This window comes from Psychrobacillus sp. OK032 (assembly GCF_900111345.1).
GTDB lineage: Bacteria > Bacillota > Bacilli > Bacillales_A > Planococcaceae > Psychrobacillus.
This window is the reverse complement of record NZ_FOGY01000010.1, coordinates 198,729-213,736: the sequence shown is the minus strand read 5'-3', so window position 1 is coordinate 213,736 and position 15,008 is coordinate 198,729. Positions and strand designations below refer to the sequence as shown.

Sequence of the window (15,008 nt, the reverse complement as noted above, 5' to 3'; positions counted from 1 at the left end):
GAGCCAGGATCAAACTCTCCATAATAGAGAACTTAAAAAGCTCATTTTGTTTTGCTGGCATCATCATTAAATGATGTCAAAATTGTTTTGCTATCAGACTAACAAGTTAATCTTTCAAGCTATATTTCTTAACGTTTTGCATGTTCAGTTTTCAATGTTCATGTTGTCGACTTGTTTTGGCGACTTCTATATAATATCAAGGTTCAATAAATATGTCAACCCTTTATTCATATTAAATATTAAACTCTCTCCTTTTCATATAGAAACAAGGAAAGAGTTATTTTTGATATCACTCTATAATACTCTCTATGTATAAGGACCTTTTAGCAGCTAAGTCAATTATTTGACCTGTTTCCGTTAATCGAATCATCGGCCTCATTGGCGAATCTCTATGAGAAAACACCACTTCTCCTGTCCTTCCATCTGATAAGTGAACACGAGTTGAAATTGGCAAATCGCCCACAAGTGAGATTAACGCATTTACGGCTTCGATGTTATATTTACCAAATTCCTCCTCCCGAATCATTTCTAATACTTTGAAAGAGGAACTTTTTGCACGATAAATACGCTCAGATGTCATTGCATGGTAAACATCTGCTACAGCTATTATTTGAGAATAAACGGATATTTTATCCAGTTTTTCTCCTAATGGATAACCGCTGCCGTCTAAACGCTCGTGATGTTGAAAAATTGCAAGTTTCAGTTCAGATTTTAATAACGGACTTTCTTGTATCATTTGTAAACTATATATAGTATGTTTTTTAATCTCCGAAAAATCAGCCTCGTTTAAATATGATTTTTTTTCTCTAATCTTTACATCTACTTTTGACATTCCTATATCAGCTAGCATACCAGCAGTTGCTATTTGCTTAATCATTCCCGGAGAGTAGTGCATTTTTTTGGCTATTGCACCAGAAATTATACCTACAGCAATAGAATGATGTGCAACATAGTTATCTAATGAGCAAAAACTGTTTAAGTAAGAAAATATTTGTTTGTCCGCCATAGCCCTTTCTACTAAGGGCATGATTATATTGCGTAATTTAGCTACATCTACTTTCATCCCGGCTTCCCAAGAAGAGAACTCTTTATAAAAACTAGTTACCGCGTGATTATATAACTTCACAAAATTTGTTTGGATAGACTGTACATCTTTAACTTGTATAGTATTTATTTTCTCTTCGTTTAATTTATTTATTTCTTCTTCATTTCTACTAAATACATTTTCTATTAGTATAGGTATTTTATTAACATTAAATGCACGTAATACTTGAATATGTTCTCTTGTTACTTTAGTATCTTTTCGAATGATAGGGTTTTTTGTATTAACTAAAATATCTTCAGCAAGGACGCTCCCTAATCTCAATTCCTCTAAATTTTCTAGAATTTGATGCATTCCATTCCCTCTTTTTTCTAAATGTTTCTTTAATTATACTAAATATACTAGGTTTCTGTATATGTATGAAAAAAAGCACTCTTAAACCAATTTGTTTAAGAGTGCTTTCATTTACTTATTCACTTGTTTCTTCCGTAGATGTTGATTCTGAATCAGTAGAAGAACCTTCTTCTACTTCCATCTCATCGTTGTCATCTTCGTCATCTTCTTTTAGAACTTTTGCGACTGTAGCTATTAGTTCATCGTCTGCAAGTCTCATTAGTCGGACACCTTGCGTACTTCTACCAGTTATAGAAATATCATTTACGTCCATACGAATGAGCATACCGTTTATTGTAATTAGCATTAAATCTTCTGTTCCATCTACTGCCTTAACAGCGGATAAAGGACCGTTTTTATCGGTAATCTGACATGTTTTTACACCCATACCACCGCGACTTTGCAAACGATACTCAGATTCTGGTGTACGTTTTCCATAACCGTTTTCTGTAACGACTAAGATTTCTTGGTCTGGCTCTATAATTTCCATACCTACTACATAATCATCGTCTTTTAGACGGATACCTCTAACTCCACCAGCTGTTCTACCCATAGAGCGAATATCATTTTCTTCAAATCGTACTAGCTTACCTTGTCTTGTTCCAATGATTATTTGTTTCTTTCCATTCGTTAAACGAACAGCGATTAGTTCATCTTCCTCTCGTAACGAAATGGCGATTAAACCATTTGCCCGAATATGCGCAAAACCTGAAACAGGAGTACGTTTTGTAACACCGTGTTTTGTCGTAAAGATGAAATAGCTATCTTCCTCGAATGACGCCATTGGAATCATGGCAGTAACCTGCTCATCCTTTTCAATGCCCAGCAAGTTAATAAGCGGTAGTCCTTTTGCTGTTCGACCATATTCAGGAACTTCAAATCCTCTTGCGCGATAAACTTTTCCTTTATTCGTAAAGAACAAAATAGTATCGTGTGTCGATGTGTACAATAAATGTTCTACAAAATCATCTTCATTTGTACCCATCCCTTGGACACCTCGACCACCACGTTTTTGACTCTTATACGTGTTTGCAGGCAATCGTTTGATGTATCCTTTGTTAGTCAAAGTTAGTACTGAGTTTTCTACAGGAATTAAATCTTCGTCTTCTAAAACTTCTGCTCCACCTGCAACAATTTCAGTTCGACGTTTATCGGCATAACGATCTTTAATATCTGTAATTTCTTCTTTAATAATTTCAAGTACTCGATACTCGTTTGCTAAGATGAATTTTAGTTCTTCGATTAATTTAATTAAAGCTGTATATTCATCTTCAATCTTATCCCGTTCTAAGCCCGTTAGACGTTGCAAACGCATATCTAATATTGCTTGGGCCTGGCGTTCAGACAAATTAAATTTCTCCATCAAGCCATTTTTCGCTTCTTCCCCTGTTCGAGAAGCACGAATTAAAGCAATGATTTCGTCTATATGATCTAAGGCAATTCGTAAACCTTCTAAAATATGAGCTCGATCTTCCGCTTTATTCAATTCATATTGTGTACGACGACGGATAACCACTTTTTGATGTTCTAAGTAATAATAAAGCATTTCTTTTATGTTTAATACTTTTGGTTGGTTATCCACAAGAGCTAGCATATTAACACCAAAACTTGATTGTAATGCCGTTTGTTTATACAAATTATTTAAAAGTACATGGGAGTTTGCATCTTTTCTCACTTCAATAACAATTCGCATACCATTACGATCAGATTCATCTGCTAAATGTGTAATTCCATCTATCTTTTTATCTCGAACTAATTCTGCAATTTTTTCTATTAAACGTGCCTTATTTACTTGATACGGCAACTCTGTAACAATAATTACTTCTTTACCGCTAGCTTTATGTTCAATTTCAACTTTTGCCCGAATTAATACAGACCCTCTACCTGTCTCATATGCACGACGAATACCGCTTCTTCCTAAGATGATACCGCCTGTCGGAAAATCGGGACCTGGGATTATTCCCATCAATTCATCTATCGTAATCGCAGGATTTTCAGCTAATGCTAAAACTCCGTCAATTACTTCTCCTAGATTATGAGATGGAATATTCGTAGCCATCCCAACGGCAATTCCAGAAGCTCCATTTACAAGTAAGTTAGGGAATCTACTTGGTAATACAACGGGCTCTTTTTCCTGTCCATCATAGTTATCTTTGTAATCTATTGTGTTTTTATTAATATCACGCAATAACTCCATTGCAATTTTAGACATTCTGGATTCGGTGTAACGCATTGCAGCTGCTCCATCACCATCAACTGAACCAAAGTTACCATGTCCATCTACTAACATATAGCGGTAGCTCCAATGCTGTGCCATGCGTACCATTGCTTCATAAATAGAGGAGTCACCATGTGGATGGTATTTCCCCATTACGTCTCCTACAATACGAGCCGATTTTTTATGAGGTTTATCAGGTGTATTCCCCAACTCTTGCATACCATATAAAATTCGACGATGTACAGGCTTTAGCCCGTCACGAACGTCTGGTAAGGCACGGGAAACAATAACACTCATCGCATAGTCTAGAAATGAGGTTCTCATTTCTGTACTAATATTGATCCCCTTAACACCTTTATTCGGTATTTCTGACATCCTAAAGACCTCCAGTCACACACATTCTTAAATATCTAAATTTTTCACATATACAGCATTTTCTTCAATGAATAGACGTCTTGGTTCTACCTCTTCACCCATAAGCTGTTCGAATACCGCATCTGCTTCCATTGCATTATCTAAGTTTACTTGGAGTAATGTACGTGCATCTGGATCCATTGTTGTTTCCCAAAGTTGCTCAGCATCCATTTCTCCAAGACCTTTATAACGCTGAATATTCGGTTTGGACGTTTTCGGTAAGCGATCTAAAATCTCTTTTAATTGTTCATCATTATAGCAGTATTCAACATGTTTCCCTTGTTTTACCTGATATAAAGGTGGTTGTGCAGCATATACATAACCTGCTTCAATTAGCGGTCTCATGAAACGGAAAAAGAACGTAAGTAATAATGTACGAATATGCGCGCCGTCAACGTCAGCATCCGTCATGATAATAATTTTATGGTAACGGGCTTTTTCTAATGTAAACTCTTCTCCAATACCGGTACCAAGTGCTGTAATCATTGCACGGATTTCAGCATTCCCTAAAATTCGATCTAAACGTGCTTTTTCCACGTTTAAGATTTTTCCTCTTAACGGTAAAATTGCTTGGAAGTGACGATCACGACCTGATTTTGCTGATCCGCCTGCAGAGTCACCCTCAACAATGTATAGCTCACTTTCCGCTGGTACACGTGAAGAACAATCTGCGAGTTTACCTGGAAGGCTAGAAACCTCTAATGCTGATTTTCTCCGCGTAAATTCACGAGCCTTTTTCGCAGCAACACGTGCTCTTGCAGCCATCAGTCCCTTTTCAATGACTTTACGTGCAATTTGTGGGTTTTCTAGTAAAAATCGATCGAAGCCCTCTGAAAACAAGCTATTTGTAATCGGACTCACTTCCGAGTTACCAAGTTTGGTTTTCGTTTGTCCTTCGAATTGAGGGTCTGGATGTTTAACAGAAACGATGGCTGTTAGGCCTTCACGTACATCGTCTCCTGTTAGATTAGCATCTGCTTCCTTTAACAAACCATTCTTTCTAGCATAATCATTGATAACACGAGTAAGAGCTGTTTTAAACCCAGACTCATGTGTTCCGCCTTCATACGTATTAATATTGTTTGCAAAGGATAATATATTAGATGCGTATCCCGAGTTGTATTGCATAGCAATTTCAATCGCAATTCCATCTTTTTCTCCTTCTACAAAGATAGCTTCTTCTGTAATCGGCTCTTTTGATTTGTTTAAATCTTCAACGTATGATTTTATTCCGCCCTCATAGAAATATTTAACGGATTTTTCTAAACCATCTCTTTCATCAGCGATTGTTATAGACAAACCACGATTTAAATAAGCTAATTCACGGACACGATGCGCCAATATATCAAATTCATATTCGGTAGTTTCAGTGAAGATCTCTGCATCGGCTTTAAATCGAGTCGTTGTACCAGTTACTTCAGCATCACCAATGATCTCTAAAGGTACACTTACAGCACCACGTTCAAATTTAATACAGTGAATCTTTCCATCACGTTTTACATATACTTCTGTAAATTCGGAAAGGGCATTTACAACAGAAGCACCAACGCCATGCAGCCCGCCGGATACTTTATAGCCACCGCCACCAAATTTACCACCTGCATGTAATACGGTCATAATGACTTCAACTGCAGGTTTACCCATTTTTTCTTGTGTATCTACTGGGATACCACGACCGTTGTCTTCTACTCGAATCCAATTGTCTTTTTCAATTGTCACGATAATATGATCACAGTATCCAGCAAGTGCTTCGTCAATACTATTATCGACGATTTCCCATACAAGATGGTGAAGTCCCTTCGAACTAGTAGTACCGATGTACATCCCTGGACGTTTTCTAACTGCTTCTAATCCTTCTAATACTTGTATTTGATCGGCATCATAAGATTTTTCTAACTCTTTTTCTTCCATAGCCAACTTGCTCACCTACTCTTTCATCACTTCAATAATGGTGAATCTTGTCTTTAAAAAATATAATTTAATCAATTACGCCAGGGCATAATTGCGTCCAGATTTTGAATTGCGCTAGCGCAATTCATTTAGTTAACTAATTGATAACTGCTCCTTGTTCCACATGAAACATTTTTGCGTGTTGAATCGTATCATGTGCAATACCCTCTACACTTGTCGTTGTGACAAATGTTTGAACATCACCTTGAATTGTGTTTAACAAATGTGATTGTCTATAGTCATCTAGTTCAGATAGAACGTCATCCAGCAATAAAACAGGAGCTTCACCTACCTCCTGTTTTATCAGTTCGATTTCAGCTAATTTTAAAGACAAAGCCGTTGTTCGTTGTTGACCCTGGGATCCATATGTTTGAACATCATAATCATTAACGAAAAATTGAAGATCATCTCGATGTGGACCCGTTAAGGTTACCCCACGATCAAGTTCTCTTTTTTGAGTATCCGCCATTTTTTTTTCGAGATGTTCTTTCATCTCGTTTTCTAACCAATCTGCTTTAATACCAGACGTTGAATTATATGAAACGGTCAACTTTTCTAAACCTCTAGAAATACCCAAATGGATTGGTTCTGCCCACTTTTGCAGTAAATCCATAAATTGGAATCTTTTTTGAATTACTTTCACTGCAGCATCTATATATTGTTCTGTGTACACATCAAACATAACGTCCTTAAGAAAAGACTTCCCTTGATTTTGTTTTAATATATGATTACGTTGTTTTAATATCTTTTGGAATTGTAGTAAATCATGTAAATAAACGGGGGAAATTTGGCCGATTTCCATATCTAGAAATCGCCTTCTAACTTGTGGACTTCCTTTTACTAAATATAAATCTTCCGGTGCAAACATGACGACATTTAGCTGCCCGATGTAATTACTCAATTTCTTTTGTTCCAAATGATTAACTTTTGCTTTTTTACCTTTTTTGGACAATGTTAATTCTAAAGGCAAATGACCATACTTTTTTTGAATAGCTCCTCTTATTTTACCATAGTCTGCTTCCCAACGTATCAATTCTTTATCGTTGGAAGTTCTGTGTGATTTTGCCATCGACAATACGTAAAGGGATTCCATTAAATTTGTTTTCCCTTGTGCATTTTCCCCGATAAACACATTAATTTTGGAGGAAAAGTCCAACTCAATTGATTCATAATTACGGAAATCTTTTAACTCTAAACGTTCAATATACATTTTAATCCCCGTTCTCTGGTCCAATCAATTGGAATCTTCCTACTCCTGGAATATTTACAACGTCTTTATGGCGTAGTTTACGGCCCCTACGATCTTCTACTTCACCATTTACATAAACGGTATGTTCACTTAAAAACCATTTGGCCATTCCACCTGAATCTATTGCATCCGTCATTTTCAATAGTTGACCAAGTGTAATAAATTCTGAGTCAAAACGAATCTCTTCCAACTATAATTCAACCTCTTCTCATTTACATTATCCCTTCATTTTACTCCAAATAACCGAATAAGTAAAAAAAAGCTTAAGTTGCCTTAAGTGCATCTTGTTTTCTGAAGCTTTCCAGGAAGAATAGTTTGTGCAATATAGAAATAAACATCATAAAAGTACTGTTAAGTTACCACTATGATTTTCGCTTCAGGCGGACGCTTTCCGCTTCAATCAATAGAACCTGCTATCTAATAATCATCTAAATTTATTAGAGCTTTAGATTTACTAGGAACACCGGGCTAATTCCCAACAATATGTAGTTTTACAATGTATGAATCCAGTAAATGGAATGACTTATAGCAACAAACCCGTCATTGAAAGCGATCAATTTGCGACTTCAATGATTGTTATGAATTATTTCTGAGAAAGTAGCATATCTTATGTTGTTAAGAAATTGTTATCCACAAATCGTATATTTTGTAAAAGTGTAAAAAAGATAGCCACAATTGTGACTATCCCCATTTTATTACGTTTAATTATTTCAAATTAATAAGTTCTTACAGGTAAAATAAGTTGCAAAATAGAATCATCGTGAACTGACTTCAGTACAAAAGGTCTCATTGCTCCAGAGAATAAGATCTTTACATCTTGACCATCAATCGCTTTTAAAGCATCCATCATATATTTTGCACTAAAAGAAAGTTTCAACTCTTCACCGTCTATAGATTCTGCCTGAATTTGTTCTTCTACATTTCCTATTTCAGGTGAATTAGAAGATACCTCGACAAACCCTTGTCCAAGAGTTGAAAAACGAACGACATTATTTCTTTCTTCTCTTGCAAGTAAAGAAGCTCGATCTATTGCTTGGAGTAATGATTTTCCGTTAACTAAAATTGTCGTTTTATATTCATTTGGAATTAATCTTGATGTATCCGGGTAATTTCCTTCCAACAATCTTGAATAGAATAATACATCTCCCGTTTTAAACAGTATTTGTTGCTGTGTCATGACAATTGCTACTTCAGAAGATGTTTCTTCTAATATTTTGTTCAATTCATTTAAGCTTTTCCCAGGAATTACAACACTATATTCTTCTTGCGGCAAATCTTTCAGTGCTGTTTTTCTTTTAGCTAAACGATGGCTGTCTGTTGCTACGCAGTGAAGCTCACCTTCTTTTACTTGCCAATTAACACCTGTAAGTACTGGACGACTCTCTGAAGTAGATACAGCAAATACAGTTTCTCTAATAATTGATTTTAATAAATCAGAAGCTATGAAGAACTGGCGATCCTCTTCAATTTGAGGTAGTAATGGGTATTCGGAAGCATCTAATCCAATTAAGTTAAACTCAGATTTACCTGAGCGTATATGTGTTTGAAATTGATTGGTTACTTCGATTTCTACATCGTTAGTAGGAAGTTTTCGTACAATCTCATTAAAAACACGGGCTTGTAAAACTATTGATCCTGCTTCTGTTACTTTAATAATTTGTTCTCCATTTTTTTCTGTTGGTATATACGTTTGAATAGTGATATCAGAATCACTACCAGTGATATAAAGTCCCTTTTGTGAAACTTCTAATTTAAGACCAGTTAAAATTGGGACTGTCGTTTTTGAACTTACTGCTTTCATTACATCATTTAATCCCTCTAATAAACTATCTCTCATTACTTCAAATTTCATTTTTGTACCTCACTTATATAGTTATTATTTCTTTAAAAGATTAATAGATATAGTAATAGGGCCTGTGGATATGTTGATAAGTATATCTTAACCCATTAATGCCTAACTATCCACATGTGCATAAGTTGTTCTTAAGTGTGCACAAAAGAAATAAACTTATCCACAAAATTTTTATCTCCCTAAAATAGATTTAATTTGTTTTAAGTCATCTTGTAAATTTGTATCATCCTTAAGCATTTTAGAAATTTTCTCGTGTGCATGAATAACAGTTGTGTGATCGCGTCCTCCAAACTCTTCTCCAATTTTCGGTAAAGAAAAATCGGTTAATTCTCTAGAAAGATACATGGCAACTTGGCGAGGGAATGCAATAGATTTTGTCCGTTTTTTAGCCGTGAAATCTTCCAATCTAATGTGAAAATGTTCTCCAACTACTTTTTGAATGTCTAAGATGGTAATAATTCTAGGACGTGCGTTCGGCATAATATCCTTTAGCGCTTCCGTTGCAAGTTCAGGGTTTATATCTTTATTTACAAGAGAAGAATATGCAACTACTCGTATTAGTGCACCTTCTAATTCCCGAATATTCGAATCGATTTGATTTGCTATATAGGCCATTACTTCATCGGAAATATCTAGTCCGTCGGCTCTTGCCTTTTTACGTAAAATAGCAATTCTTGTTTCTAAATCTGGAGGTGCTATATCTGTGATTAGTCCCCATTCAAAGCGAGAACGCAGTCGATCTTCTAGTGTAGGGATTTCTTTTGGAGGTCGATCACTTGATATAACAATTTGTTTAGATTCTTCATGTAGTGCATTGAAAGTATGAAAAAATTCTTCTTGAGTTGATTCTTTTCCTGCAAGGAATTGAATATCATCTATTAACAGGACATCTATGTTCCGATATTTATTGCGAAATTCAATTGTTTTATTGTCTCGAATTGAGTTAATAAATTCATTCGTAAACTTTTCAGAAGATAAATAAACCACTTTTGCAGTTGGATTGTGTTCTTTTACATAATGACCAATCGCATGCATTAAGTGGGTTTTACCTAATCCTACTCCTCCATATATGAATAGAGGATTATATGCTTTTGCTGGTGCTTCTGCTACAGCTAATGAAGCAGCATGAGCGAAGCGGTTTCCTGAACCTATTACAAATGTATCGAATGTATATTTGGAATTTAGTATTCCAGGTGAAAAATCAGATTGATCTCCATTATTATTAGGGATTTTCGGTTTCGGTATATCAAAATCTTCTACGTCTTGGTTCTTTGGTACAACAAAAGAAATAAGAAGTTCGTTACCAGTCACTTCTGTCAAAATTCCAGCAATTAAATGGACATAATGGTTTTCAAGCCAGTCTCTTGCAAAGGAATTTGGCGCAGCTATTGTAACAGTCTCTCCTTTATATGAAAGTAGCTTCGTCGACTTTAACCAAGTTTCAAAACTAGGTTTCGATGTTTTCTTTTCTACTTCAGAGAGAACCTTTGCCCAAAGTTCTTCTAAATGTTCCAATAATCTAGTCTCCTTTTTTAGGATAGTAAAACGTTCTTATTTATATCCTGCAAAAATAATTAATATGTATAAATTAAAGACATATACACAAATCCACTCCCTGTGGATAAATATTGTAAACGTGCGTGGAAAAACTTATCCACAGATTACTAACAACTGTGGATAAGAAAAATGGTGAAATTCAATTGAAAAAGTAAAACACAAATATCGTAACAAAAAAACATTGTAATTACAAGAGATTTAAGAGTTATCCACAATAATCAAATTATTAACATTATGAGTTGTCCACAAGGTATGGTTATGTTCAGAACATGTTCATAACTCTTGTGGATATTTTTTTCTGTTTATTTTCTTATGCACAGGCAAATATGTGAAACAATAATAATTGTGGATAAACCTATTTTTTAAAAGGACTAAAAGAATTAGAAAAATAATTGACATAATGTCAGGAGTTATATATAATATCGGAGACTGTCTAAAGAAAATTGTAGATGATCACTCAGGAGGTGTCATATAGATGAAACGTACATTCCAACCAAATAGCCGTAAACGTGCAAAAAATCACGGTTTCCGCGCACGTATGAGTACAAAAAACGGTCGCCGCGTATTAGCAGCACGCCGTGCAAAAGGAAGAAAAGTATTATCAGCATAAGTCCACTGACCATTCAGTGGTCTTTTTTTTCTTTTATAACGATTAGTCGGAGCAGGTGAAACGATGAATAAAAGACAACGAATAAAAAGAAATGCAGAGTTCCAAGAGATTTTTAAAAAAGGTAAGTCATTTGCTAATAGACAATTCGTTGTCTATTGCTTAGCAAAAGAAGAGGATTATTATCGTGTTGGATTATCGGTCAGTAAAAAAGTAGGTAATGCAGTAGTCCGTAATCGTATAAAAAGATATATAAGACAAACCTTTTTAGAAATACATGATCAAGTCTATTCAAAAATGGATTATATAATTATCGCCAGAAATCCGGCGGCCAAGCTAGATTTTCACGAAACTAAAAAGAGTTTAGAACATGTTCTAAAAATTGCAAAGGTAATCAAAAAGAAAAGCTAGTGTAGACTTTCTTAGAAATGGTAATATGATAAGAAGATATATAATTAGGGGGAAAGAAGGTTGAAAAAAAGATTATCATTAGTACTGTTGCTGATAGTGGCAACTGCACTACTTGCTGGTTGTACTGAATTTAATGATCCAATCTATTCTGATTCTGAAGGATTTTGGAATCAATACATTGTTTGGCCGTTAGTTTCAGCTATTACTTATTTTAAAGATTTACTAGGTACGTATGGTTTAGGAATTATTACGGTAACAATTATTATTCGTTTAATAATCTTACCTTTAATGATTAAACAAACAAAAAGTTCTAAAAGCATGCAAGAAGTACAACCTGAATTACAAAAATTAAAAGAAAAATACGGTTCAAAAGATGCAGTAACTCAACAAAAGTATCAACAAGAGATGATGGCTCTTTTTAAAGAAAGAGGAATCAATCCAGCTGCAGGATGTTTACCAGTATTTATCCAAATGCCAATACTAATTGGTTTTTATCATGCAATAAGTCGAATGAATAATACACCAGAAATCAACCTAGGTAGCTTTTTAGGTTTTGCATTAGCAGAGCCAAGTATTATACTTGCAATTCTTGCTGGTATTATGCAATTAATCGTTTTACGTACAGGTCCAGCAATGGATAACCCTCAAATGAAAATTATGATGTACATTATGCCATTTATGATTATCGGGTTTGGTATTGTGTTGCCGGCTGCATTAACATTATATTGGGTTATCGGAAATATTATCTCTATTATTCAAAATTTATTCATTTATAAACCTTGGAAGAAGAAAGCAAAAGAACCTGTTAAATCGGGAGGGGCTAAAAAATGAATCAGATTACGCAAACTGCACCTACAAAAGAAGAAGCTATAAATATTGCACTAGAAAAGCTAGGATTACCCATGCAAGATGTGTCGATTACAGTAGTGGAAGAGGGTAAAAAAGGTTTTCTAGGATTTGGAGTAAAACCTGCAGTTGTAAAAGTAACTGTTTTAAAAAGAGATATAGTAGAAGAAGTTTCTATAGAAGAAAAGGTTGAAATAGAAAAACCACAACGGGTGCATGATATAGAAGTAAATATGCCAATTGTGGAAGATGCGGCACCTTTAAAAAAACAAACAAATGAGTTAGCAGTAGAAGAAACCATTCAATATATAAATGAAATAGCTAAAGAAATGAAAATAGACGATCTAGTCATAACCGAGAAAAGAGATGGAAAGTTTATTCATCTTCATCTTAATAGTGATAAAGCTGCATTATTGATAGGGAAGCGCGGACAAACACTGAATGCTCTTGAAAATTTATCTCAGCTTGTAGCAAATAAATTCTCTAATTCCTTCATTATTATTAAATTGGATGTTGGAGATTACCGAGAGCGTAGAAGAGAATCTTTAGAACAACTTGCGGAAAGAATGGCAGACAAAGCTGTTCGGACGGGTAAAAAAGTAGAGTTTGAACCGATGTCTTCTTTTGAAAGAAAGATAATTCATCATGCACTGTCTGTTCGTATAGATATAGAAACCTATTCAATGGGGACAGATCCAAATCGTTATTTAGTTATAGAACCAATAAAGTAAAGATAAATGGGTTTTAGCTCTCGTTAGCTGAAACCCTTTTTTTAACTTTAAAAAAGCAGTTTTCACGATTTTAAATGGGAGTTTGAGAATGATCTTAGCCTAAGATCATCGACAACGGTCACCGACTTGCATCATACAGATCTAAGCGCAAGTTCAAAATCTAGATTCAATTATGTCTAGGCGTAATTGATGTGGTTAAATTGGTACATATTGTTCACACGAATAAAAGTATCTATACTTCTGATTTTGGGTATTTTGTGGTATCGTTATATGTTAGATAGTCGTGTTCGTTTACTTATTCACATGTGGATAAGTGTTAAACTGTAAGGAGGTAGACACTTGTGGAATTTGATACAATAGCAGCTATTTCTACACCGCTTGGTGAAGGGGCTATAGCAATAGTAAGAATCAGTGGGACTAATGCAGTAGCTATAGCAAATAAAATTTTTCGTTCACCAAACGAAAAAGATTTATTAAAACAAGCATCTCATACGATACATTATGGACATTTAGTTGATCCGAAAACGAATGAGGTAGTAGAAGAGGTAATGCTGTCCTTAATGAAAGGACCAAAAACATTTACAAGAGAAGATGTAATTGAGATAAATTGTCATGGAGGACTTGTATCGGTCAATCGTGTCTTACAACTTATTTTAATAAATGGTGCACGAATTGCAGAGCCAGGTGAGTTTACGAAACGTGCATTTTTAAATGGAAGAATCGACTTATCGCAAGCAGAGGCTGTAATGGACTTAATAAGAGCAAAAACAGATAAGGCTATGAATGTTGCTTTAGGGCAAATGGACGGACGATTATCTAGACTTATTAACACACTAAGACAAGCTCTTCTTGAGACATTAGCACAGGTAGAAGTAAATATTGATTATCCAGAATACGATGATGTGGAAGAAATGACTCTTCCACTTATGATTGATAAATGCACTTGGGTGAAAGAAGAAATTGATAAATTATTAATAACCTCATCCCAAGGAAAAATACTTCGTGAAGGACTTTCAACTGCAATAATTGGAAGACCGAACGTTGGAAAGTCTTCTTTATTAAATAGTTTAATACAGGAGAACAAGGCTATCGTTACAGATATAGCGGGTACGACAAGAGATATTATAGAAGAGTATGTTAATGTACGTGGAGTTCCGTTAAAATTAGTAGATACCGCTGGGATCCGAGAAACAGAAGATATAGTTGAAAAAATTGGTGTAGAAAAATCACGACAAGTATTAAAAGAAGCAGATCTTATTTTACTTGTGTTAAATAATGCCGAGCAACTAACTGAAGAAGACAGACGATTATTTGAAGCAATTGAAGGTATGGATTGCATTATCATAATCAATAAAACAGATTTACCGACCGAAATAAATATCGACGAAGTGAAGCAACTTGCAGGAGATAAAAGAGTAGTTACGACTTCTTTACTTCAAGAAGAAGGGGTCAATGAATTAGAAGAAGCAATAGCTTCTCTATTTTTTGAAGGATCAATTGAAGCATCGGATTTAACCTATGTATCAAATGCTCGTCATATATCCTTACTGCATTTAGCAAAAGCAACTGTGACAGACGCGATTGAAGCTGCACATAATGAAGTGCCAGTGGATATGATTCAAATAGATGTGACAAGGACTTGGGAAATTTTAGGTGAAATAGTTGGGGATACGGTGGAAGAAAGTCTAATTGACCAGTTATTTGCACAGTTTTGTTTAGGAAAATAAAAAATGAGAGG

12 protein-coding genes are annotated in these 15,008 nt (G+C 35.0%); 5 read left to right on the top strand and 7 right to left on the bottom strand.

The features are described 5' to 3' along the window. Window positions 1-289: 289 nt before the first annotated feature. The 7 genes from BMZ04_RS18690 to dnaA all read right to left on the bottom strand — a co-directional run bounded on the left by BMZ04_RS18690 (window position 290) and on the right by dnaA (window position 10,633). A complete protein-coding gene (locus BMZ04_RS18690; RefSeq protein WP_093275522.1) occupies window positions 290-1,396 on the bottom strand; it encodes an HD-GYP domain-containing protein in 1,107 nt (368 codons plus the stop codon). A 115-nt stretch (window positions 1,397-1,511) separates the two neighbouring features. Further along, window positions 1,512-4,028 carry a DNA gyrase subunit A gene (gyrA, locus tag BMZ04_RS18685; RefSeq protein ID WP_093275517.1) on the bottom strand — a complete coding sequence of 839 codons (2,517 nt, stop codon included), beginning with the start codon at window positions 4,026-4,028 and terminating at the stop codon, window positions 1,512-1,514. A 27-nt stretch (window positions 4,029-4,055) separates the two neighbouring features. Beyond that, entirely contained in the window at window positions 4,056-5,978 is a 1,923-nt protein-coding gene (gene gyrB / locus BMZ04_RS18680) for a DNA topoisomerase (ATP-hydrolyzing) subunit B (protein WP_177184503.1), read from the bottom strand. Window positions 5,979-6,114: 136 nt separating this feature from the next. Further along, complete coding sequence (gene recF / locus BMZ04_RS18675; protein WP_093275504.1) at window positions 6,115-7,227, bottom strand: DNA replication/repair protein RecF; 1,113 nt, start codon at window positions 7,225-7,227, stop codon at window positions 6,115-6,117. 1 nt (window position 7,228) lies between these two features. Further along, the gene (gene yaaA / locus BMZ04_RS18670; RefSeq protein ID WP_093275499.1) at window positions 7,229-7,456 is read right to left on the bottom strand and encodes a S4 domain-containing protein YaaA; all 228 of its coding nucleotides are present in this window, start codon (window positions 7,454-7,456) and stop codon (window positions 7,229-7,231) included. 525 nt (window positions 7,457-7,981) lie between these two features. Continuing rightward, a complete protein-coding gene (gene dnaN / locus BMZ04_RS18665; RefSeq protein ID WP_093275495.1) occupies window positions 7,982-9,118 on the bottom strand; it encodes a DNA polymerase III subunit beta in 1,137 nt (378 codons plus the stop codon). 171 nt (window positions 9,119-9,289) lie between these two features. Then, complete coding sequence (gene dnaA, locus BMZ04_RS18660; RefSeq protein ID WP_093275491.1) at window positions 9,290-10,633, bottom strand: chromosomal replication initiator protein DnaA; 1,344 nt, start codon at window positions 10,631-10,633, stop codon at window positions 9,290-9,292. Window positions 10,634-11,150: 517 nt separating this feature from the next. Here dnaA and rpmH point away from each other — a divergent pair. The 5 genes from rpmH to mnmE all read left to right on the top strand — a co-directional run bounded on the left by rpmH (window position 11,151) and on the right by mnmE (window position 14,997). After that, complete coding sequence (rpmH, locus tag BMZ04_RS18655; protein ID WP_093275488.1) at window positions 11,151-11,285, top strand: 50S ribosomal protein L34; 135 nt, start codon at window positions 11,151-11,153, stop codon at window positions 11,283-11,285. A gap of 63 nt (window positions 11,286-11,348) precedes the next feature. Next, complete coding sequence (gene rnpA / locus BMZ04_RS18650) at window positions 11,349-11,693, top strand: ribonuclease P protein component (RefSeq protein WP_093275484.1); 345 nt, start codon at window positions 11,349-11,351, stop codon at window positions 11,691-11,693. 60 nt (window positions 11,694-11,753) lie between these two features. Further along, window positions 11,754-12,524 (top strand): membrane protein insertase YidC, encoded by a 771-nt coding sequence (gene yidC / locus BMZ04_RS18645; protein ID WP_093275480.1) that lies wholly within the window; start codon window positions 11,754-11,756, stop codon window positions 12,522-12,524. Then, on the top strand, window positions 12,521-13,270 hold the full coding sequence (gene jag, locus BMZ04_RS18640; protein ID WP_093275473.1) for an RNA-binding cell elongation regulator Jag/EloR: 750 nt from the start codon (window positions 12,521-12,523) through the stop codon (window positions 13,268-13,270). Before yidC ends, jag begins: the two co-directional genes overlap by 4 nt. 341 nt (window positions 13,271-13,611) lie before the next feature. Next, window positions 13,612-14,997, top strand: a complete 1,386-nt coding sequence (gene mnmE / locus BMZ04_RS18635; protein WP_093275469.1) for a tRNA uridine-5-carboxymethylaminomethyl(34) synthesis GTPase MnmE — start codon at window positions 13,612-13,614, stop codon at window positions 14,995-14,997. The last annotated feature ends 11 nt before the right edge of the window (window positions 14,998-15,008 follow it).

What these genes read in the sequence shown, in the direction of transcription:
- dnaN (WP_093275495.1), bottom strand. Translation starts at nt 9,118, where the DNA reads ATGAAATTTGAAGTAATGAGAGATAGTTTATTAGAGGGATTAAATGAT.
- recF (WP_093275504.1), bottom strand. Translation starts at nt 7,227, where the DNA reads ATGTATATTGAACGTTTAGAGTTAAAAGATTTCCGTAATTATGAATCA.
- rpmH (WP_093275488.1), top strand. Translation starts at nt 11,151, where the DNA reads ATGAAACGTACATTCCAACCAAATAGCCGTAAACGTGCAAAAAATCAC.
- gyrB (WP_177184503.1), bottom strand. Translation starts at nt 5,978, where the DNA reads ATGGAAGAAAAAGAGTTAGAAAAATCTTATGATGCCGATCAAATACAA.
- jag (WP_093275473.1), top strand. Translation starts at nt 12,521, where the DNA reads ATGAATCAGATTACGCAAACTGCACCTACAAAAGAAGAAGCTATAAAT.
- rnpA (WP_093275484.1), top strand. Translation starts at nt 11,349, where the DNA reads ATGAATAAAAGACAACGAATAAAAAGAAATGCAGAGTTCCAAGAGATT.
- BMZ04_RS18690 (WP_093275522.1), bottom strand. Translation starts at nt 1,396, where the DNA reads ATGCATCAAATTCTAGAAAATTTAGAGGAATTGAGATTAGGGAGCGTC.
- gyrA (WP_093275517.1), bottom strand. Translation starts at nt 4,028, where the DNA reads ATGTCAGAAATACCGAATAAAGGTGTTAAGGGGATCAATATTAGTACA.